Here is a 20,791-nt window from a genome sequence, read left to right as displayed (position 1 = left end):
ACCTTCCTTCGACAGATCCTGCTTCAGAACGTTCAAAGCCGCTGCCTCGCCGCCTGACGTCCACCAGTGCAGCATCTGCACTTCCTTCACGTCGGCAGCCTGCGCCGCACCCAAACCAGCCAGCATCACGACAGCGACAGCTGCCGAGCTCATGAACTTGCGCATGAATTTCCTCCCGTTTGAAATCGGCGGCGGGACCCTCCCCGCCACCAGATGCGTCCCGCCATTGCGGCGGTCGGCATGAAGCCGCGCTCCTCCGCGCGGTTAACAATTTAAAACGTTATAAGCCTTTGGTCGTCAAGCCCTTTCTCGACTCCCGAGAAAAATATGATTACTGCAATAACATACTGAATTACATTCAAATAATCCGATTGGATAATAAAGCGTCAAAATTTAAAACGTTTTCATTCCCAGATTGCCCGCCTGAGTCATCGTGTTATTGTATCGGCAATTCCAGCATGGAAAGCCCTAGAGTGACCGAACCGTCCCGGCCGCATCGCGGCGAAAATCTCGATATCACGCACAAGCGCAGCAAGCCGACCTTGCGAACGATCGCGACGATCGCCGGCCTTGCGGTGACAACCGTGTCGAGGGCGCTCTCTGATGCGCCGCAGATCTCTCTTGAAACCCGCCAGCGCGTGCACCGTATTGCCCGCGAGATCGGCTATCTCCCGGATCGGGCGGCGCAGCGTCTGAAGACAGGCCGCACCAACGTCGTCGCCATCCTGCTTGATTCCCACGAGGAGGTGGTCGGCTTCAGCACCTCGATCATGTACGGCATTGCCAAGGCGCTGAAAGAGACGTCCTACCATCTTGTCGTCGCTCCGAACTTCCTGTCGACAACCAATGTCGAAGCCGCCGAATACATCATCCGCAACCACCTGGCCGACGGGCTGATCTTCACCCGGACCGAGCCGCTCGATGCCCGCGTCCGCCTGTTGCTCGAAACCGGCTTTCCCTTCATCTGTCACGGCCGCACGGAATTTTCGACGCAGCATCCCTATGTCGACTACGACAACTTCACCTTTGCCTATGAAGCGACATGCCGGCTGATCGCCAAGGGCCGCACCAAGGTGGCGGTGATCCTGCCGCCGAAACGGCTGACCTTCTGCCAACATATCCTGCACGGCTTCATGACGGCGGTACGGCAGGCCGGCGTCGCCTATGAAATCCCCGAGACCGTCGATCTCGACACGCCGGCGGATGTGCTGCGCGACTTCATCCGCGGCCGCGCCGCCGCGCCGGGGGCTCCCGATGGTTTCATCTGCCCCGGCGAAGTTTCGGCGCTTGCCGTCATCAGCGGCATGAGCGATGCCGGGCAGACACTTGCGGCCGACTACGATATCGTCGCCAAGGAGACATCGCGCCTTCTCACTCAGTTGCAGCCGAAGGTCGATACGATCCATGAGGATCTGACGGCGGCGGGAGAGGATCTCGGCCGCATGCTGCTGCATCGCATCAACAATCCCGACGCGGAGAATTTGCAGCTTCTTCTGCCGCCGCAGATCAACTTTCCGATCGGTCAACGCTAAAACTGTTTTCATGAAGCGTGATTTGGCGTAGAAGCGCGCGTGTAATCCGGTCGCAGCCCACCCGGTCAAAACAAGGGAATCCAAAATATGAAAACCATCGTCGTCTGCTCCGGCGGACTCGACTCCGTTTCGCTTGCCCACAGGATGGCGGCGGAAGAGCAGCTTATCGGTCTCGTCTCCTTCAACTATGGCCAGCGGCATCGCAAGGAACTCGACTTTGCCGCCCGATGCGCCGCGCGCCTTGCCGTCCCCCATCATATTATCGACATCGCCGCCATCGGCGGCCATCTCAGCGGATCGGCCCTGACCGACAATGTCGAGGTTCCGGACGGCCACTACGCCGAGGAAACCATGAAGGCCACCGTGGTACCCAACCGCAATGCCATCATGCTGGCCATCGCCTTCGGCCTGGCCGCCGCGCAGAAAGCGGATGCGGTCGCCGTCGCCGTGCATGGCGGCGATCACTTCATCTATCCCGACTGCCGGCCGGGCTTTATCGATGCTTTCCAGCGGATGCAGAACGAAGCGCTGGACGGTTATGCCAGCGTCAAGCTGCTCGCACCCTATGTCGAGATTTCCAAGACTGACATCGTGGCCGATGGCGCAAAACACGGCACGCCTTTCGCGGAAACCTGGTCCTGTTACAAGGGCGGCAGTCTCCATTGCGGGCGCTGTGGAACCTGCGTCGAACGCCGCGAAGCCTTCCACCTTGCCGGTGTCGCCGATCCGACGGAATACGAGGATCGCGACTTCTGGAAAGCGGCGGTGTCGCAATTTGCCGCGACGGAGGTGCGTTGATGTACCGCATCACCAAGGAATTTCATCTCTCCGCCTCGCATCAGTTGGATCATCTGCCGGCCAATCATCAATGTGCCCGGCTCCACGGTCACAACTATATCGTCGTCATCGAACTTTCTGCCGAAACCCTGAATGACGACGGCTTCGTTCGCGACTATCACGACCTCTCGCCGCTCAAAAGCTATATCGACGAGACTCTCGATCATCGACATCTGAACCACGTGTTCGGTCATTCGAAAGTCACCTCCGAGTTCCTGGCCAAGCACTTCTACGACTGGTGCAAGCAGCGCTTCCCCGAGACTTCGTCCGTCCGCGTCAGCGAAACGCCGAAGACCTGGGCGGAGTACAGACCATGAGCGCGGAGACCATCCGCGTCAGCGAGATCTTCGGTCCGACCATACAGGGCGAAGGCGCATTGATCGGCCTGCCGACGGTGTTCGTCAGGACGGGCGGTTGCGACTATCGCTGCTCCTGGTGCGATAGCCTTCATGCAGTTGATAGCGCGTTCAGGGATCAATGGATGCCGATGTCTGTCGAGGCGATCTGGCAGGAGGTCACCAGGCTTTCCGGAAGCAGACCGCTGACGGTTTCCCTTTCGGGGGGCAATCCGGCGATCCAGCCGCTGGGGCCGCTGATCGAACTCGGCCATGCCAAGGGATACCGCTTCGCGCTGGAAACTCAGGGAAGTGTCGCCCGGAACTGGTTTCGCGATCTCGATACGCTGGTCTTGAGTCCCAAGCCGCCGTCGAGCGGAATGCAGACAGACTGGGAGCAGGTCGACAATTGTCTTCGGCTGTCCGCCGGCGGACCGGAGATCGCTTTGAAAATCGTCGTCTTCGACGATGCTGATTATGCGTTCGCCCGAGAGGCGGGCGAGCGCTATCCCTATATTCCCCTGTACCTTCAGCCGGGCAACCATACACCGCCGCCCCCCGATGACGACGACGCGCGCATCGATATCGACGGCGTGATGGATCGCATGCATTGGCTTGTCGAGAAGGTGACAGTCGACCAATGGTTTGCGCCGCGCGTCCTGCCGCAGCTGCACGTGCTGCTTTGGGGAAACAAGCGCGGCGTCTGACACTGCCTGAGCCTACCGCTCCGGAAAAGCAAAGACATCGACAGGCTCTCCGAGCCCGCGCAACGGGAAGGTGCCGAGACTGTCCATGTCTTTGGCGCAGCCCGCCATTTCGACGAAGGCCCGCGACAAGAGCACCGGCCGCTTGACCTCCTTGGTCAGGCTTTCCAGCCTCGAGGCGACATTGACCGCCGGGCCGATGACGGTGAAATCCAGCCGCCGGCGCGAGCCGATATTGCCGTACATGACATCACCGACATGCACACCGACGCCGTAGCGCAGCGGTTCCCGTCCCGTGCGCAGGTGCTCCTCGTTCAGCTCGGCCATCGACGCCTGCCCTTCGCGGATCGCCTGCAGCAGATCGAGGCAGGCCGTCTCCTTGGCTAGCGGGAAGATCGCCAGCAGCCCGTCTCCCATGAACTTCAGGATTTCCCCGCCATGTCGTTCGATCGGATCCGACATGGCGTCGAAATAATCGTTCAGCAGGTGGATGACGTCATCACGCGGCCAGAGATCGGAGATCGCCGTGAAATCGCGCAGATCGCAGATCATGATGGCCGCGCCGACGGTCGCGCCGCTGCCGCGGGTCGTGACACCTGACAGGATATGCTCGCTCGCGTGCGGTCCCACATAGGTCTGCAGCAGCGTGCGTGCCATGATGTTCTTCAGCCTGATCTCGCTGACCAGGGTCAGCGCCGGCAGGAGATCGCGCAGGAAATCGGTATGCTCGCCCGTAAAACCACCCGGCCGAGATGTGGAAAATGTCACGACGTGACGTTTTCCGAAAGTATGCTCGATCGGCCAGGCGATGTATTCCGTGAGGCCGTCGTCGCGCAATTCCTGAAAGAGACTATCTTCGTCGTCTTCGGCTGCACCTTCCAACTGTTTGCGAAACTCCTCCGCACCCTGATGGATCGCGTTAACCGGGCTCTTCAAGAATTCCGGCGTGGTTTCGACACCATAGGCGAATGTGTCGATTTTCGCTTCCGCCATGCCCTCTTTCCAAAGAATGCGGGCGCCGATCCATTGCGGATGGTTAGTCCTGAAATGCAGCGTCGCGCGCGCCACCGGCACCCCCGCTGCCAAAAGCTTCTCGCACATTGCCACCAGGATGTTGTCGATGAAGCGCTCGCCGCGCGTCTCGTTCACCAGCCAGTCGAGGATCCGCCTCCGGCGGATCGGCCAGGCGCCGTCATCCGTTTCAACGGCAGCCCCGGCCTTGTTCAAAAAAGAGGACATAGAAACCCCACTACGCCGCATCACCGACGAACACCGAATTCATTTTCCGTGAATGTGGTCGATGGCGAAGCAAATGATAAGGGGAGACTGCAATTAAGTCTCAGAAATCCCAGTCCTCGTCTTCGGTGGCCACGGCCTTGCCGATGACATAGGAGGACCCCGAGCCGGAGAAGAAGTCGTGGTTCTCGTCGGCATTCGGCGACAGCGCCGACAGGATCGCCGGATTGACCTTGCAGGCTTCGGCCGGAAACAGTGCTTCGTAGCCGAGGTTCATCAGCGCCTTGTTGGCATTGTAGTGGAGGAACTTCTTGACGTCCTCGCTCAGCCCGACTCCGTCATAGAGCGCTTCGGTATATCTCGCCTCGTTATCGTAGAGGTCGAGCAGCAGGTCGAAGGCGAAATCTTTGATCTCCTGACGGCGCTCTTCGGAAAGCCGTTCCAGCCCGCGCTGATATTTGTAACCGATATAATAGCCGTGCACCGCCTCGTCCCGGATGATGAGCCGGATCATATCGGCCGTGTTGGTGAGTTTGGCGCGGCTCGACCAGTACATCGGCAGATAGAAGCCGGAATAGAACAGAAAACTTTCCAGGAAGACGCTGGCGACCTTCTTCTTCAAAGGGTCGCCGGAGGCATATTGCTCCATGACCAGCGCTGATTTGCGCTGAAGAAATTCATTCTCCTCGGACCAGCGATAGGCATCATCGACATCAGGCGTCGAGCACAGCGTAGAGAAGATCGAGGAATAGGAACGGGCATGCACCGCTTCCATAAAGGAGATGTTGGAAAGCACTGCCTCCTCATGCGGCGTCGCCGCATCCTCCATCAACCTGATGGAGCCGACTCCGTTCTGTATCGTGTCGAGCAGCGTCAATCCGGTGAAGACCCGAATGGTCAGCTGCTGCTCGGCCGCCGTCAGCGTCGCCCAGGAAGGGATGTCGTTCGACAGCGGCACCTTTTCCGGCAGCCAGAAATTGCCGGTGAGGCGATTCCAGACCTCGAGATCCTTGTCGTCCTCGATGCGATTCCAGTTGATGGCGCGCACGCGCGAGGCTGGCTTGAGTTGTATGTTCATAAGGTGGTCCTCTTGAGGAATGTATCCGGATTTGCCCCTCATCCGCCTGCCGGCACCTTCTCCCCGCTTGCGGGGCGAAGGGGGTATGCCGCACCCTTATCCGTCTTTATTGCCGGCTCGTGTGGCGAGTCCCCTCTCCCCGTCAGAACGGGGAGAGGGTTAGGGTGAGGGGCAGTGCTCACAAGCGAAATCAAATCACAACGTACACGACACACACCCCTGCACTTCCGTACCCGAAAGTGCCATCTGGCGAAGGCGGATGTAGTAGATCGTCTTGATGCCCTTCTTCCAGGCGTAAATCTGCGCCCTATTGATGTCGCGCGTCGTCGCCGTATCACGGAAGAACAGGGTCAGCGACAGGCCTTGGTCGACATGCTGGGTTGCTGCCGCATAGGTGTCGATGATCTTCTCCGGCCCGATCTCGTAGGCGTCCTGATAGTAGTCGAGATTGTCATTGGTCATGAACGGCGCCGGATAATAGACGCGGCCGATCTTTCCTTCCTTGCGGATCTCGATCTTCGAGACGATCGGATGGATCGAGGAAGTCGAGTGGTTGATATAGGAGATCGAGCCCGTCGGCGGCACCGCCTGCAGGTTCTGGTTATAGAGGCCTGAGGCCATCACCGCCTTTTTCAGCGCCACCCAGTCTTGCTGTGTCGGAATATGGATGCCCGATTTGTCGAACAACGCCTGCACCTTTTCGGTGGCCGGCTTCCATTCCTGCTCGGTATATTTGTCGAAATAGTCACCTGAAGCGTATTTCGAATTCTCGAACCCCTTGAAGCTCACACCACGCTCGACCGCCAGACGATTGGAGGCACGCAGCGTGTGATAGGTCACCGCATAGAAATAGATGTTGGTGAAATCGACGCCTTCCTCAGAGCCATAGAAGATGCGTTCGCGGGCGAGGTATCCGTGCAGGTTCATCTGCCCGAGGCCGATCGCATGGCTCTCGTCATTGCCTTTCTCGATCGAAGGAACCGAGGAGATATTGCTCATATCGGACACCGCTGTCAGCGCCCGGATCGAGGTCTCGATCGTCTTGCCGAAGTCGGTCGAATCCATCGCCGCAGCAATGTTCAGCGAGCCGAGATTGCAGGAAATATCCCTGCCGAGATGCTTGTAGGAAAGGTCGTCATGATAGTCGCTCGCCTCGCTCACCTGCAGTATCTCCGAGCAGAGGTTGCTCATGGAGATGCGCCCGGCAATCGGGTTCGAGCGGTTCACCGTGTCCTCGAACATGATGTAAGGGTAGCCGCTTTCGAACTGGATTTCGGCGATGACCTGGAAGAATTCGCGCGCCTTGATCTTCTTCTTCGAGATGCGGGCGTCCGCCACCATTTCCCGGTACTTCTCCGTCACCGAAATCTCGGTGAAAGGCACGCCGTAGACCCGTTCCACGTCGTAGGGCGAGAACAGGTACATGTCCTCATTGTTCTTGGCGAGTTCGAAGGTGATGTCGGGCACGACAACGCCGAGCGACAGCGTCTTGATGCGGATTTTCTCATCGGCGTTTTCACGCTTGGTGTCGAGAAAGCGCATGATATCGGGATGATGGGCGTTCAGATAAACCGCACCCGCCCCCTGCCGCGCACCGAGCTGATTGGCATAGGAGAAGCTGTCTTCCAGGAGCTTCATGACGGGGATGATGCCGGAGGACTGGTTTTCGATCTGCTTGATCGGCGCGCCCGCCTCGCGGATATTGGTCAGCGACAGGGCCACGCCGCCGCCGCGTTTCGACAACTGCAGCGCCGAATTGATCGACCGGCCGATCGATTCCATGTTGTCCTCGACGCGCAGCAGGAAACAGGAAACGAGTTCGCCGCGCTGCTTCTTGCCGGCATTGAGGAAGGTGGGCGTTGCCGGCTGGAAGCGGCCGGAAATGATCTCGTCGACTATGTCGCGAGCAAGGGCCTCATCGCCGCGCGCCAAAGCCAGCGCCACCATGCAGATGCGGTCTTCGTAGCGCTCGAGATAGCGCTTTCCGTCGAAGGTCTTCAGCGTATAGCTGGTGTAATATTTGAAAGCCCCGAGGAAGGTAGGAAACCGGAATTTCTTGGCATAGGCCTGATCGAACAGGTCGCGGACGAAATTGAAGGAATACTGGTCGAGAACCTCCTGCTCGTAATAGCCCTCCGTGACGAGGTAATCGAGCTTTTCCCGAAGATTGTGAAAGAACACGGTGTTCTGGTTCACATGCTGCAGGAAATATTGCTTGGCCGCCACGCGATCCTTGTCGAGCTGGATCTTTCCCTCGTCGTCGTAGAGGTTGAGCATCGCGTTCAGTGCATGATAGTCGAGTGTTTCGGCCGCTTTCAGCGGTTTTGCGCCCGCGTCCCGCGTCAGATTTGTTCCCGTGTCCAAAATCGTCCCATCCCGTCTTTGACATTGGAGATATCCTCGGCAGTTCCCAGGAGCTCGAACCTGTAGAGGTACGGCACCCGGCACTTCTTCGAGATGACATCGCCGGCGAGCCCATAGGTCTCGCCGAAATTGCTGTTGCCCGCAGCAATCACGCCGCGGATGTTGGAGCGGTTTTCCGCCTCGTTGAGGAAGCGGATCACCCGCTTGGGCACGGCCCCTTTACCGCCGTTTCCGCAATAGGTAGGCGAGATCAGCACATAGGGTTCGCGAATGTGGATGGCCTCAGCGCCGAGGGGAATGCGCGCCGCGCGCAATCCCAGCTTCTCGACGAAACGATGGGTGTTCCCGGATCGGCTGGAATAATAGACGATCAGCCCCACTCCTTTTCTCCGGTCAGGAGAGCGCGCTGATCATGTCGGGGCGGAAGCCCGCCCAATGCTGCTCGCCGGCAACGACGACCGGAACCTGCATGTAGCCCATGCCACGCACGCGATCGAGCGCTTCGGCATCCTCGGAAATATCGACGATCTCATAATCCACGCCCAGGCGATCGAGGGCGCGGTAAGTGGCCGTGCATTGGACACAGGCCGGCTTGCTGTAAACGGTAACGCTCATCATGTTCCTCGTGAAGTCAATGAATTCAGGACGCAGGACTGGGATCGGGCGCCATGCGGCGTCCGGGGAAATGCTTGATAGTGATCTGGCAAGGTTGGCGCTTTAAACGCCTGACTTGGTCCCTCGCAGGATGTGCGCGGGCGCCGGCCTTGATGCTCTCGACATGACTTCAAACCCCGAAGTGCTCATGCGGTCGTTCGGGGCAGCGCAACAGCGCGGATCATTCCGCTGCATGCACGCGACCTTCCGGACACCCCGCCCGTGGACGTTTCATTCAAGGCAGGTCTCCTGGCTCACGGGTCGAAGCACCTGCCCAGCCTTCCCGAGGCATCATGCCCCAGTGACCCGAAATCGGACAGTTGCTCTCCGCTCACAGTTGCGGGGGCAGCTCCGGCCTTGCCCCACCCTCATGGCGAGACGCACCATATTCCCGTCTTAGCCCGCGATCCTCACGAATCGAAGGAACCTTGAACACTAGATATAGTACGCGAATCGAAATTCACGTCAACGGATGGTTTGTGCGTTGCGTTACGGCAGGTTTGAAATCACTGCGTTCCTGTGAAAAACATGGATAATGAAGGCTTAAACAAAACGAACTGTGGAGAAGGCCTGAACGACGAGAGCCGGCCTGTAGCCGGCTCTGCGGTTTTCGATTCCGGATCGGCCCTAATCGGCGCTCCGAAGAGGAAAGGATTTATTCCTCTACGCGGAGCAGCCTGAGCGCGTTGATCGTAACCAGCACGGTGGCTCCGGTATCGGCGAGAATCGCCGGCCAGAGCCCGGTGATCCCGATGATCGTGCTCACCAGGAAGACAGCCTTCAGCCCGAGTGCAATGGTGATATTCTCGAGGATATTGCGCATCGTCCGCTGCGAAAGCGCGATCATTCGCGCCACGTCGCCAACGCGCCCGTGCAGCACGGCGGCATCGGCCGTCTCCAGCGCCACATCGGTGCCGCCGCCCATGGCGATACCGATGTCGGCGGCGGCGAGCGCCGGCGCGTCGTTGATACCGTCGCCGACCTTGGCGACGGTGAAACCCTCGAGCTTCAGTTCACCGACGACCCGCTGCTTGTCCTCGGGCATCATCTCTCCGCGCCAGTCGATGCCGAGCATGCCGGCAACGGCCGCTGCCGTCCGCTTGTTGTCCCCAGTCAGCATCATCGCCTTGACGCCGGCCGATTTGAGCGCCGAGAGCCCGGCCACCGCGTCCTCACGCGGCTCGTCACGCATGGCGATCAGACCGGCCGCAGCGCCGTTGACAAGCAGCACCGACACGCTCTTGCCCTCGTCGTTCAGGTCAGTGATGCGTGCACTCTGTTCGGCGCTGAGCGCGCCGCGCTCGCGGGCAGCGGACGGCGACAGCAGATCCAGCGTCTCGCCCCCGACTTTGCCACGGACGCCCTTGCCCGGCAGCGCCTCGAGTTCAAAAGCCGGCGGCACCGGAACACCATCGGCCTTGGCGCGGTTGAGGATGGCGAGTGCCAACGGATGGCTTGACCCCCGCTCCAGCACGGCCGCACGCGACAAGAGCTGCGCGTCGCTCAATCCGAAGGAGACGATGTCGGTCACCTTGGGCTTGCCTTCGGTCAGCGTGCCTGTCTTGTCGAAGGCGACCATCGTCACCTTGCCGAGCGTTTCCAGGACCGCGCCGCCCTTCATCAAGAGCCCGCGCCGCGCACCTGCCGACAGCGAAGCGGCGATCGCCGCTGGCGTCGAGATCACCAGTGCGCAAGGGCAACCGATCAAAAGGATGGCAAGACTCTTGTAGATCCATTCGTGCCACAAACCGCCGAAGAAAAGCGGCGGAACGACCGCGACGAGTGCGGCGACCACGACAACACCGGGCGTATAATAGCGCGAGAACCGATCGATGAAGCGTTCCGTCGGCGCCTTGGATTCCTGCGCCTCCTCCACCAGCTTGACGACACGGGCGATGGTATTGTCGGCTGCGGCCGCCGTGACACGAACCCGGAGCACCGCATCGCCATTCACCGTACCGGCATAAACGACGGCGTCGACGCCCTTGCGCACCGGCGTACTCTCGCCCGTCACCGACGCCTCGTCGATCACGCTCTCGCCTGAAACGATGATGCCGTCGGCCGAGATGCGGTCGCCGGGACGAACCATGATGATCGCCCCCACGGCAAGGCTTTCCGCCGGCACCTCGCGCATCTGCCCATTGTCTTCGAGCAGTGCGGTTTTCGGCACCAGGGCCGTTAGAGACTGGATGCTTTCACGCGCCTTGCCCGCGGCCACCCCTTCGAGCAACTCGCCGACGAGGAACAGGAAGACGACGGTTGCCGCTTCCTCTCCCGCGTTGATGATGACGGCGCCGACGGCGGCGATCGTCATCAGCATCTCGATCGAGAAAGGAGTGCCGGAGAGGGCCGCCATGACAGCGCGCCGGGCGATCGGCACCAGACCGACCAGCATGGCGACGATAAAGGCATAGGACGCGACTGCCGGCACGAGATGGCCGATAGTATAAGCGGTAACGAGCGCTGCACCGGAAAGTATGGTCAACCGCCCTTTCCTGCTCTTCCACCAGGGGCCGGTCATCGGCATGTAGCCGTGCCCATGCAGGCCTTCGATTTCCTTTTCGCCACGGGCGTGGTCGTGACCATGGCCTTCATGACTGTGATCATGACCGGCGTGGTGGTGGTCTGCGTGATCGCCGTGATCATGATGATGGTCATGACGATGCAAGCGGCGTTCAGGTATAGGGGCTGCGCTTCCGGCAAAGGGCGAGACGGAATAACCAAGCCCCGTCACCTTCTTCTCGATCGCCTTGAGGTCACTGCCGTCATGCCGGACGGTCATCGTGCCCGCCATCACCGACACGGAAACATCAGCAACGCCTGCCACCCGTCTGACCGCCGCGTCGATCTTGGTCGCGCAGGCGGCGCAATCCATGCCGCCGACCCGGTACCGTGTCTCGCTCGTCTCCGCCATGATCCGCTTCCTTGCCAAATAGAAGCATTTCTCCTACATCCTCTAGCGACTAGAGGTGCAAGAGGAAAATCATGAAAAAGATCACCATCGGCGAAGCCGCACGCCGGAGCGGCGTCAAGGTGCCGACGGTGCGCTATTACGAGAGCATCGGCCTGCTTGCGGCCCCGAGCCGCAGCGAAGGCAACCAGCGATCCTTCGAACCTGCCGACATCAGCCGCCTCGCTTTCATCCGCCACGCGCGCGAGCTCGGTTTCGAGATCGAGGCAATCCGCACGCTGCTGACGCTGCAGGATGATCCGAACCAGTCCTGCGCCTCGGCCGACGCCATCGCCAAGGCTCGCCTCCTTGAGGTTGAGCAGCGCATCCGCAGCCTGATGGCTTTGAAGGCCGAGCTGGAAATGATGGTGGAGGGCTGCGGCCACGGCCGCGTCGACCAGTGCCGGGTCATAGAGATTCTCGCCGACCATGGTCAATGCATGCATTCTCACCATTGACGACCTGCACCCTTGCAGGTGAGCGGCGACCGCGCCAAAACTGCGCCGGAAGGAATCGGGCGAAGACATCATGAGCCAGAAACGGATTGCGATCATCGGTGGCGGCCCCACGGGTCTTGCGGCTGCCGAGCTGCTTTCGCTCTCCGGCCATGCTGTGGCGATCTACGACGCGATGCCGACCTTCGCCCGCAAGTTCCTGCTGGCCGGCAAGTCGGGCCTCAACATCACCCATTCCGAGGATTATGCCCGTTTCGTTACGCGCTTCGGAACGGCTTCAGCCCGTCTACGTCCCGCTCTCGACGCCTTTACTCCCGGTGATATCAGGGATTGGGCCGCAGGGCTCGGGACGGAAACTTTCGTCGGCTCGTCCGGCCGGGTTTTCCCCAAGGTGATGAAGGCTTCTCCTTTGCTGCGTGCCTGGCTCAAGCGGCTTGAAGAGCGGGGTGTTGCGTTGCGCACCCGCCATCGCTGGACCGGCCTTGTCGAAGACGGTTACGTTTTCGAAACGCCGGAAGGGCGTAGCATCGTCCATTGCGACGCCGCCCTGCTGGCGCTTGGCGGCGCAAGTTGGCCGCGCCTTGGCTCGGATGCCGCCTGGCTGCCCTGGTTGGCCCAGAGGGGCGTCGAGATCGCTGCTTTCCGGCCCGCCAATTGTGGCTTCGTCGTCGACTGGAGCGCCGGCTTCAGCGCGCGTTTCGCCGGCGAGCCCGTCAAGTCGGTCACCGCCACATCCGAAGCCGGCACCTTTCCCGGCGAGTTCGTCATCACCGGCAGCGGCATCGAAGGCAGCTTGGTCTACGCCCATGCGGCCAGCCTCCGCGACCGGCTGCTGCACCACGGCAGCGCTGCCCTGACGCTCGACCTCGCCCCGGGCCGGACGATCGAAAGGCTGGCGCGCGATTTGACGCGGCAGGACACCAGGTCGAGCTTTTCAAACCGCCTGCGCAAGGGTGCCGGGCTTGAAGGCGTCAAGGCGGCATTGCTGCGCGAACTCGCGCCGGACCGCGACCGAGCCGATCCCGAACGTCTCGCCGGCGTGATCAAGGCTCTGCCGGTACCGGTTCTCGATACAAAGCCGATTGCCGAGGCGATCTCCTCTGCAGGTGGCATCCGCTGGACCAGCATCAACGAAGACTTCATGCTGAAGGCGCTGCCCGGCACCTTCGTCGCCGGTGAGATGCTCGACTGGGAGGCGCCGACCGGCGGCTATCTCCTCACCGCCTGTCTGGCGACCGGCCGTGCAGCCGGGCGCGGCATCGAGGCTTGGTTGCCGCGCTAGAACAGAATCGGGACAACAGCTGTTCCCCGATCAGGCCGAGGCCGGATGAAACGTCAAGGCAAGACCGTTCATGCAGTAGCGAAGCCCGGTTGGTTTCGGGCCGTCATCAAAGACATGACCGAGATGGCCGCCGCAACGGCTGCAATGCACAGCGGTCCGCGTCATGCCTAAGCTGGTGTCGCGCTCCGTGCCGACGGCGTCTTTAAGAGGCGCCCAGAAGCTCGGCCAGCCGGTGCCGCTGTCGAATTTGGTCGCCGAGGAAAACAGGTTCTGGTCGCAGCCGGCGCAGGCGAACTTGCCGTTCCGCTCCTCGTGCAGCAAGACGCTGGTGAAGGGAGACTCCGTCCCCGCCTGGCGCAGGACGGCATACTGATCCGGCGTCAGCAGCTTGCGCCATTCCGCCTCGCTGTGCGTCACCGCGAAGGTCTCGCCGGCGATCGCCTCACCGATCAGGCCCAAGCGAACTGCCATCGCTCCGAAAGCGGCGCCCATCAGCAACAATCGTCTGTTCAACACGGTCGATTCTCCTCGCCGGCAAACTTCGTTTCTGCACAGAACTACGGACAGGAGCAGTCTTTTGTTACAACGAAGACGGCACGAACACCGAAATGTGAATTCAGTCCTTTCGTCGGGAAGAGTCGGGGATTGAGGACCGCCAAGTGCGGGCTGATTGCAAACCCGCGGCTTTTCCACCAGACTGCGCTGAATTTCGGTGGGAGGAGCCGATGCACGAACACTCTGCACATGCCGAGCACGTCTACACGTCGGCCCAACGCGACTCCGCCGCCGCCAGTTCTCCGGTGGTCGCCTCCTGGCGGCGGTGCATGACGATGCACCAGCTCGCACCCGAGGACGAACGGGCGCCGCTGCGCCTGACCGACGAGGAGTTCCGGCGCGCCCGCGAGCAGTCCGGGCAGCTGATTGCCAGCGCGACGGAAGAGCTCGATCGTCTCTTCAGCACCGTCGGCAAGGCCGGCTGTTGCTTGCTTCTGACGGACAGGAACGGCATTGCGCTGGAGCGCCGCGGGGCTGCCGGCGACGACAAGGAATTTCACAAACTCGGCCTCTGGACCGGCTCAATCTGGACCGAGGCGAGCATCGGCACCAACGGCATCGGCACGGCGCTCGCCGATGAACGCGCCGTCGCCATTTTCCGCGATCAGCATTTCTTCTGCGCAAATACCAGCCTCAGCTGCACGACGGCGCCGATCCGCGATCACCGTGGCCGGTTGGCCGCGGCGCTTGATATCTCTACCTGCCGCAACGACGTAAACGAGATGACCTTGGCGATCCTGACGCAGACCGTGCGCGATGCGGCCATGCGCATTGAACTCAATCTCTTTCGTTCGGCCTTTGCAGGCGCCCGTTTCCTGATGGTCCCGAGCCCCGCCAATTCCGCCGCCGCTCTGCTCGCTGTCGATCGGCACGACCTCGTGCTCGGCGCAACCCGCGCCGCCCGCATCGCGCTGCAACTGGACGACAGGCGGATCGCCACCGGCATCCCTGCCGCCGATGCCCTGCATGAGGCTGGGGTCTCGCAGCAGGAGGAGATCATCGAAGCCGAGAAGGCAGCCTTGCTGCGCGCGCTGTCGCGTACTAGCGGTAACGTTTCGCAGGCAGCCGCAGCACTCGGGATCAGTCGCGCCACTCTGCACCGAAAGATGAAGAAGTTCGACCTTCACTGAGCACGCCCACGAAGGTTCCATCGACATGCGGTAATCACGACACGATCCTGTCGCATCCCTGCGACAGTGTGCACTGCGATATGGATGACATGCTCTGTTCCGGCCGCTGAAACATGCGCATTTTCCTCACACTGGTTCGCTTGGGAACCTGGACCATCAAGGGAGGATGACATGCTTCATCAGAAAATCGTGGAATCGCCGTTCAAGCTGAAATACGGCAACTATATCGGCGGTGAATGGCGCGAGCCGGTCGAAGGCAGATACTTTGAAAACGTGACGCCGGTCACAGGCGGCAAACTCTGCGACATCCCACGCTCCGATGAAAAGGACATCAATCTCGCGCTCGACGCGGCCCATGCGGCCAAGGAAAAATGGGGCCGCACGTCCGCCGCCGAGCGCTCCAATATCCTTATGAAGATCGCCCGGCGCATGGAAGACAAACTGGAACTGCTTGCCCAGGCAGAGACCTGGGACAATGGCAAGCCGATCCGCGAAACCATGGCGGCCGACATTCCGCTGGCGATCGACCACTTCCGCTACTTCGCCTCTTGCATCCGCGCCCAGGAAGGTTCGATCGGCGAGATCGATCATGACACCATCGCCTATCACTTCCACGAGCCGCTCGGCGTCGTCGGCCAGATCATTCCGTGGAACTTCCCGATCCTGATGGCGACCTGGAAGCTGGCGCCAGCACTTGCCGCCGGCAACTGCGTGGTGCTGAAGCCCGCCGAACAGACCCCCGCTTCGATCCTGCTTTGGGCCGAACTCGTCGGCGATCTCCTGCCGCCCGGCGTGCTCAACATCGTCAACGGCTTCGGCATCGAGGCCGGCAAGCCGCTGGCAACCAGCCCCCGCATCGCCAAGATCGCCTTCACCGGCGAGACGACGACCGGCCGGCTCATCATGCAATATGCCAGCCAGAACCTCATTCCGGTGACGCTCGAACTCGGCGGCAAGTCGCCGAACATCTTCTTCGCCGACGTGATGGCGGAGGATGACGACTTTCTCGACAAGGCGCTCGAAGGCTTTGCGATGTTCGCCCTCAACCAGGGCGAAGTCTGCACCTGCCCGAGCCGCGCCCTCGTCCAGGAATCGATCTACGACCGCTTCATGGAAAAGGCCGTCAAACGCGTCGAGGCGATCAAACAGGGCAACCCGCTCGATCCGGAAACGATGATCGGCGCCCAGGCATCAACGGAGCAGCTTGAGAAGATCCTCGCCTATCTCGACATCGGCAAGCAGGAAGGCGCCCAGGTTTTGGCCGGCGGCTCGCGCAACGATCTCGGCGGCGAATTGGCGAACGGCTATTACGTCAAGCCGACGATCTTCAAGGGCCACAACAAGATGCGGGTGTTCCAAGAGGAGATCTTCGGACCCGTGGTCTCGGTCGCGACCTTCAAGGATGAGAAGGAGGCGCTCGAAATCGCCAACGACACGCTCTACGGTCTCGGCGCCGGCGTCTGGAGCCGCGACGCCAATCGCTGCTACCGTTTCGGCCGCGAGATCCAGGCGGGCCGCGTCTGGACCAACTGCTACCATGCCTATCCCGCCCACGCCGCCTTCGGCGGCTACAAGCAATCCGGCATCGGTCGCGAAACTCACAAAATGATGCTCGAGCATTACCAGCAGACCAAGAACATGCTGGTCAGCTACAGCCCGAAGGCGCTCGGTTTCTTCTGAGATGTTTTCATATGGGAGAGGTTCAAAACCCCTCCCCACAAGGGGGAGCGGCTTAAGATGCCGCTCCACCAGCTTTCCCTACCGAAGTCTCAGCAAGGCGATACATCGCTTTTAGAACGAGGCAGTTCAACAAGTTGAGTCCCTCCCCCTTGTGGGGAGGGGTCGGGGAGGTTTTTTCTTCCCCCAAACTTTAGGAGGAAGAACTATGGAAACGACCGTCGACGGCGAACCGCGTGTTCTCGCAACCGATGCGGCCCTTGATCTGATTGCAGAAATCAAGCGGGACCATCCCGATATCCTCTTCCACCAGTCCGGCGGCTGCTGCGACGGCTCTTCACCGATGTGTTATCCTGCCAATGAATTCATGGTCGGCGACAGCGACGTCAAGCTCGGCGAGATCGGCGGCGTGCCGGTCTATATCAGCGCCAGCCAGTTCGAGGCATGGAAACACACGCAGCTCATCATCGACGTCGTGCCGGGCCGCGGCGGCATGTTCTCGCTCGACAACGGCCGCGAGAAACGCTTTCTCACCCGTTCCCGTCTCTTCGGCGGCGGCGAGGCCTGTGCCGTCCCGGATGCGACGGTCAGGACGGTCTGATACCTGCCGCGCGATGGAGTGGAAGGGTTTTGAGAAGACACGTGCGGAAGCGGATCTGATAGAGGCGTTGTCGTGGTGCTCATCTACTTCCGGCCGAGAATTTCGCCTGTAGTATTCGCATAGTACCTGCTGCTCGGCGGTCTTTGTTAATCTTCGCTCTGTTGGTTTCAAAGGAGTATGCGATGCCAGCTTCTAAGATCCTGATGATCACGGGTGACTTCACCGAAGATTATGAAACGATGGTGCCGTTTCAAACGCTGCTCGCCTGCGGCTACACGGTCGACGCCGTCTGCCCCGGCAAGAAGGCGGGTGAGACTGTCGCCACTGCCATTCACGATTTCGAGGGCGATCAGACCTACTCGGAAAAGCGAGGTCATAATTTCGCGCTGAACGCCACTTTCGACAGCGTGCGGGCGGAGGATTACGATGCCCTGGTCATCCCCGGCGGTCGCGCGCCGGAATATCTTCGCCTCAATGCCGACGTCATCAAATCGGTCCGGCATTTCTTCGATGCCGGAAAACCCGTTGCAGCCATCTGCCACGGCGCACAGCTGCTTGCCGCCGCCGGCGTGCTGAAGGGCCGCACCTGCTCGGCCTATCCCGCCTGCCGGCCGGAAGTCGAACTTGCCGGCGGCATTTACGCAGATATTTCCGTCACTGATGCGGTCTCGGACGGCAACCTTGTCACGGCGCCTGCCTGGCCGGCGCATCCCTCCTGGCTGCGGCAGTTCATGGCCGTACTCGATGCCTCTTCAATACCCGAGACCAACGCCGCTTGACGAGGCCGCACCGAGAGGACGACATGTGTGAGCTCTTCATCAAGGCGAATGCACGGCTGTGGGAAAGCACCACCCGATCGCTGCGCATCGACGGCATGGTCACCAGCGTGAGGCTGGAGAACTTCTTTTGGTCGAAGCTCGAGGAAATTGCGCGGCGCGACGGCATGAACGTCGTGCAGTTGATTACCCGGCTGCACCATGAATCGATCGATGCCGGCCATGATCTCGGAAACTTCACGTCCTTCCTGCGCGTCTGCTGCGCTCGCTATCTCGACCTGCAGCTCACCGGTGACATCCCGGCAGATGTCACCCGCCCGATCTCCGAGTTGGATGCGCCGGACATTCTCGGCCGCGAACGGGAAAAATATCACTGAATCCCAACGCGACGGAGCTGGATGATGACGGGCGGAGCTCACTGCTCCGCCAACGTTCTCAAGATACCTGACTGGCGCGGTTGCGCAGGGGTTGCGTTGCGGCGCAGCCTGGACCAACAATGCGCGGCGTCCAGCAACGGCACCGTCAGGAGATCACTTGCCATGAACGACCAGAAAGCCGTGATCGTCACGGGAGCCGGCGGCAACCTCGGCAGCGCCGTTGTCCGGGAGCTTGCCGGCGCCGGCGTGAAACTCGTCTGCATGAACCGTTCGAGCCAGGAGCTGGAAACTTTGGCCAGCGAGCTTCCCGCGTCCAGCGAGTTTCTATCGATTGCCGGAACGGATCTCACCGATTACGCCTCCTGCGCTGCCGCCGTCGCCCGAGCCGTCAAGCGCTTCGGCGGCGTAGGCGCACTGGTCAACACCGTCGGCGGGTTTCAGATGGGGCCGGTCGGGCCGGAAGCCCCGGCGCAATGGGATACGATGATGACGGCAAACGCCCGCACCGCGCTGACGATCAGCGCGGCGGTTCTCCCGACGATGAAGGCTGCAGGCTACGGCCGCATCGTACACGTCGCTGCGATGCCTGGCGTGAAGGCCGGTCCTAACCAGGCAGCCTATGCAGCCTCGAAAGCGGCCGTCATCCGGCTGACGGAAGCGCTTGCTGCCGAGTGCCGCGACGACCGCATCACCGCCAACTGCATTCTGCCTGGCACGATCGATACCCCCGAGAATCGTGCTGCCATGCCCAATGCAAAAACCGACGCCTGGGTATCGCCGCAGTCGATCGCTCGGCTCATCGCCTTCCTGATATCGCCCGCCGCAGCCGTCGTTACCGGCGCAGCGATTCCGGCTACCGGCCGCGAATAGGCAAGCTGTGCGCATTTGAATGGTCGCGGCCATCTGGCCTGGAGCACGGTCCTTTTGCTATTGTGGGCCGACGACAAATGAACGACCTTTATCTCAGGATCGGGCAGGCCATGGTGTCAATGATCGCATTGCGGCGGCATCTGCCGGATCACGGTGGTTGCGATGGCTGACGGGCCGGCATTGCCCACCGGCGCAACCGATCTGATGCGCGAGGAATGGTTCCTGGGCGTCAGCATCGCGACGAGTTTGGCGTGCCTTGTTTTCCAGGACGACCTCTTCAGCCGACTTTCCGATCCGCTTTGGTTCACCGTCGTTTTCGCGTGGCTGTTTACCGTCGTGCTCGGTTCCGCTCTGTTGGTCGTGCGGCACGCGGATCACCTTGCGGAGCGCCTTAAGGAGCCTTACGGCACCCTTATTCTGACGCTCGCCATCACTTCGATCGAAGTGATGGCGATTTCCGCCGTGATGATTCACGGCGAAAACAATCCGACCCTGGCCCGCGACACCTTGTTTGCGGTCGTTATGATCATCCTGAACGGCATGGTCGGCCTGTCATTGCTCCTAGGTGCATGGCGGCGGCCGGAGCAACAGCATAACCTCCAGGGCGCCAACGCCTATCTCGGTGTCATCGTACCCTTGGCTACGCTCAGCCTGGTGATGCCGACATTTCTTTCCGGCCCGGACGGACAGCACCCGTCGGCACCACGGCAATTGGTCCTCGGCATACTCTCCGTCGGTCTTTATGCCACGTTTCTGTTTCTGCAAGCCGGTCGCCATCAGGACTACTTCACCGACGGCAGCAATCGCCGCGAACCTCTTGGCGAAGCTGCGCTTCACCACCCGCCGGTTTGGCCTCACGCCCTATTGCTGTTCGCCTATATGGGACCGGTGGTCTTCTTGGTCGAACAACTCGCGCGGCCGATCGATTACATCATCGAAACCCTGCAGGCTCCAACTGCGTTTGGCGGTGTCGTCATGGCCATTCTTGTCGCGACCCCCGAGGCCATCAGCGCCGTACGCGCATCCATCGCCAACAATCTTCAACGCTCCATTAATATTTTTCTCGGGTCGGTCTTATCGACGATCGGGCTGACCGTGCCGGCGATGCTCGTCATCAGCCGCCTTTACGGACACCCGGTAACACTCGGACTGGAGCATGGAGATCTCGTGATGCTGCTGCTCACTCTTGCCGTCAGCATCATCACCTTTGCCAGCGGTCGCACGCATCTGATGCAGGGTGCGGTCCATCTCGTGCTTTTTCTGGCCTACGTCCTGTTGATTTTCCAGCAATGATATCCGGCATGCGGGAACGGACCGGCGAAGATGAAGTCTTCGCGCCGGCGATAGCTGATTGTGATGTTGCGGGAGATAAAGGACT

At 60.8% G+C, this 20,791-nt stretch carries 20 protein-coding genes, 1 pseudogene and 1 riboswitch; of the genes and pseudogenes, 13 read left to right on the top strand and 8 right to left on the bottom strand.

Going from position 1 to position 20,791, the window contains the following annotated elements; all coding sequences use genetic code 11:
- Positions 1 to 165 (bottom strand): annotated as a pseudogene (locus tag ACQ7C1_RS30610) (sugar ABC transporter substrate-binding protein); the annotation flags it as partial.
- A gap of 308 nt (positions 166 to 473) precedes the next feature.
- Here ACQ7C1_RS30610 and ACQ7C1_RS30605 point away from each other — a divergent pair.
- From ACQ7C1_RS30605 to queE, 4 genes are all read left to right on the top strand, one after another.
- Positions 474 to 1,532 carry a LacI family transcriptional regulator gene (locus ACQ7C1_RS30605; protein WP_183706457.1) on the top strand — a complete coding sequence of 353 codons (1,059 nt, stop codon included), beginning with the start codon at positions 474 to 476 and terminating at the stop codon, positions 1,530 to 1,532.
- An 87-nt stretch (positions 1,533 to 1,619) separates the two neighbouring features.
- Positions 1,620 to 2,330 (top strand): 7-cyano-7-deazaguanine synthase QueC, encoded by a 711-nt coding sequence (gene queC / locus ACQ7C1_RS30600; protein ID WP_430961051.1) that lies wholly within the window; start codon positions 1,620 to 1,622, stop codon positions 2,328 to 2,330.
- Positions 2,330 to 2,686: a 6-carboxytetrahydropterin synthase QueD gene (queD, locus tag ACQ7C1_RS30595; protein WP_430961050.1), complete on the top strand. Its 357-nt coding sequence runs from the start codon at positions 2,330 to 2,332 to the stop codon at positions 2,684 to 2,686. The genes queC and queD overlap by 1 nt, the downstream gene beginning before the upstream one ends.
- Complete coding sequence (gene queE / locus ACQ7C1_RS30590) at positions 2,683 to 3,411, top strand: 7-carboxy-7-deazaguanine synthase QueE (RefSeq protein WP_097601760.1); 729 nt, start codon at positions 2,683 to 2,685, stop codon at positions 3,409 to 3,411. The genes queD and queE overlap by 4 nt, the downstream gene beginning before the upstream one ends.
- A 12-nt stretch (positions 3,412 to 3,423) precedes the next feature.
- On the opposite strand, the gene ACQ7C1_RS30585 is transcribed toward queE, so the two are convergent.
- The 6 genes from ACQ7C1_RS30585 to ACQ7C1_RS30560 all read right to left on the bottom strand — a co-directional run bounded on the left by ACQ7C1_RS30585 (position 3,424) and on the right by ACQ7C1_RS30560 (position 11,654).
- Positions 3,424 to 4,647: an adenylate/guanylate cyclase domain-containing protein gene (locus tag ACQ7C1_RS30585; protein WP_430961049.1), complete on the bottom strand. Its 1,224-nt coding sequence runs from the start codon at positions 4,645 to 4,647 to the stop codon at positions 3,424 to 3,426.
- A 100-nt stretch (positions 4,648 to 4,747) separates the two neighbouring features.
- Entirely contained in the window at positions 4,748 to 5,722 is a 975-nt protein-coding gene (nrdF, locus tag ACQ7C1_RS30580) for a class 1b ribonucleoside-diphosphate reductase subunit beta (protein ID WP_430961048.1), read from the bottom strand.
- 195 nt (positions 5,723 to 5,917) lie between these two features.
- Positions 5,918 to 8,086 (bottom strand): class 1b ribonucleoside-diphosphate reductase subunit alpha, encoded by a 2,169-nt coding sequence (gene nrdE / locus ACQ7C1_RS30575; protein ID WP_430961047.1) that lies wholly within the window; start codon positions 8,084 to 8,086, stop codon positions 5,918 to 5,920.
- Complete coding sequence (nrdI, locus tag ACQ7C1_RS30570) at positions 8,065 to 8,466, bottom strand: class Ib ribonucleoside-diphosphate reductase assembly flavoprotein NrdI (protein ID WP_430961046.1); 402 nt, start codon at positions 8,464 to 8,466, stop codon at positions 8,065 to 8,067. The genes nrdE and nrdI overlap by 22 nt, the downstream gene beginning before the upstream one ends.
- 13 nt (positions 8,467 to 8,479) lie before the next feature.
- Entirely contained in the window at positions 8,480 to 8,701 is a 222-nt protein-coding gene (gene nrdH, locus ACQ7C1_RS30565) for a glutaredoxin-like protein NrdH (RefSeq protein ID WP_085779585.1), read from the bottom strand.
- Positions 8,702 to 8,962: 261 nt separating this feature from the next.
- A riboswitch (cobalamin riboswitch) is annotated at positions 8,963 to 9,186 on the bottom strand.
- A gap of 209 nt (positions 9,187 to 9,395) precedes the next feature.
- A complete protein-coding gene (locus ACQ7C1_RS30560; protein ID WP_430961045.1) occupies positions 9,396 to 11,654 on the bottom strand; it encodes a heavy metal translocating P-type ATPase in 2,259 nt (752 codons plus the stop codon).
- Between the two features lie 71 nt (positions 11,655 to 11,725).
- On the opposite strand from ACQ7C1_RS30560, the gene ACQ7C1_RS30555 reads away from it, so the two are divergent.
- Positions 11,726 to 12,148, top strand: coding sequence for a MerR family transcriptional regulator (locus ACQ7C1_RS30555; protein WP_430961044.1), 423 nt, complete (start codon positions 11,726 to 11,728; stop codon positions 12,146 to 12,148).
- 70 nt (positions 12,149 to 12,218) lie between these two features.
- Positions 12,219 to 13,427, top strand: a complete 1,209-nt coding sequence (locus ACQ7C1_RS30550; RefSeq protein WP_430961043.1) for a TIGR03862 family flavoprotein — start codon at positions 12,219 to 12,221, stop codon at positions 13,425 to 13,427.
- Between the two features lie 30 nt (positions 13,428 to 13,457).
- On the opposite strand, the gene msrB is transcribed toward ACQ7C1_RS30550, so the two are convergent.
- Positions 13,458 to 13,943: a peptide-methionine (R)-S-oxide reductase MsrB gene (gene msrB, locus ACQ7C1_RS30545; protein WP_097601755.1), complete on the bottom strand. Its 486-nt coding sequence runs from the start codon at positions 13,941 to 13,943 to the stop codon at positions 13,458 to 13,460.
- Positions 13,944 to 14,152: 209 nt separating this feature from the next.
- Here msrB and ACQ7C1_RS30540 point away from each other — a divergent pair, with 209 nt between their 5' ends.
- The 7 genes from ACQ7C1_RS30540 (at position 14,153) to ACQ7C1_RS30510 (ending at position 20,706) form a co-directional block, all read left to right on the top strand.
- Positions 14,153 to 15,112, top strand: coding sequence for a helix-turn-helix domain-containing protein (locus ACQ7C1_RS30540; RefSeq protein ID WP_430961042.1), 960 nt, complete (start codon positions 14,153 to 14,155; stop codon positions 15,110 to 15,112).
- 171 nt (positions 15,113 to 15,283) lie between these two features.
- Positions 15,284 to 16,792: an aldehyde dehydrogenase gene (gene adh / locus ACQ7C1_RS30535; protein WP_430961041.1), complete on the top strand. Its 1,509-nt coding sequence runs from the start codon at positions 15,284 to 15,286 to the stop codon at positions 16,790 to 16,792.
- Between the two features lie 205 nt (positions 16,793 to 16,997).
- Positions 16,998 to 17,390: a DUF779 domain-containing protein gene (locus ACQ7C1_RS30530; protein ID WP_085779591.1), complete on the top strand. Its 393-nt coding sequence runs from the start codon at positions 16,998 to 17,000 to the stop codon at positions 17,388 to 17,390.
- Between the two features lie 182 nt (positions 17,391 to 17,572).
- Positions 17,573 to 18,169, top strand: a complete 597-nt coding sequence (locus ACQ7C1_RS30525) for a DJ-1/PfpI family protein (RefSeq protein ID WP_430961040.1) — start codon at positions 17,573 to 17,575, stop codon at positions 18,167 to 18,169.
- Between the two features lie 23 nt (positions 18,170 to 18,192).
- The gene (locus ACQ7C1_RS30520; RefSeq protein WP_085779593.1) at positions 18,193 to 18,543 is read left to right on the top strand and encodes a ribbon-helix-helix domain-containing protein; all 351 of its coding nucleotides are present in this window, start codon (positions 18,193 to 18,195) and stop codon (positions 18,541 to 18,543) included.
- Between the two features lie 162 nt (positions 18,544 to 18,705).
- Positions 18,706 to 19,413, top strand: coding sequence for an SDR family NAD(P)-dependent oxidoreductase (locus tag ACQ7C1_RS30515; RefSeq protein ID WP_430961039.1), 708 nt, complete (start codon positions 18,706 to 18,708; stop codon positions 19,411 to 19,413).
- 162 nt (positions 19,414 to 19,575) lie between these two features.
- Positions 19,576 to 20,706, top strand: a complete 1,131-nt coding sequence (locus tag ACQ7C1_RS30510) for a calcium:proton antiporter (RefSeq protein WP_430961038.1) — start codon at positions 19,576 to 19,578, stop codon at positions 20,704 to 20,706.
- The last annotated feature ends 85 nt before the right edge of the window (positions 20,707 to 20,791 follow it).

This window comes from Rhizobium sp. Nf11,1 (assembly GCF_050587665.1).
In the GTDB taxonomy this organism is placed as follows: Bacteria; Pseudomonadota; Alphaproteobacteria; order Rhizobiales; family Rhizobiaceae; genus Rhizobium.
The sequence above is the reverse complement of the archived record's forward strand: the minus strand, read 5'-3'. Positions and strand labels throughout refer to the sequence as shown.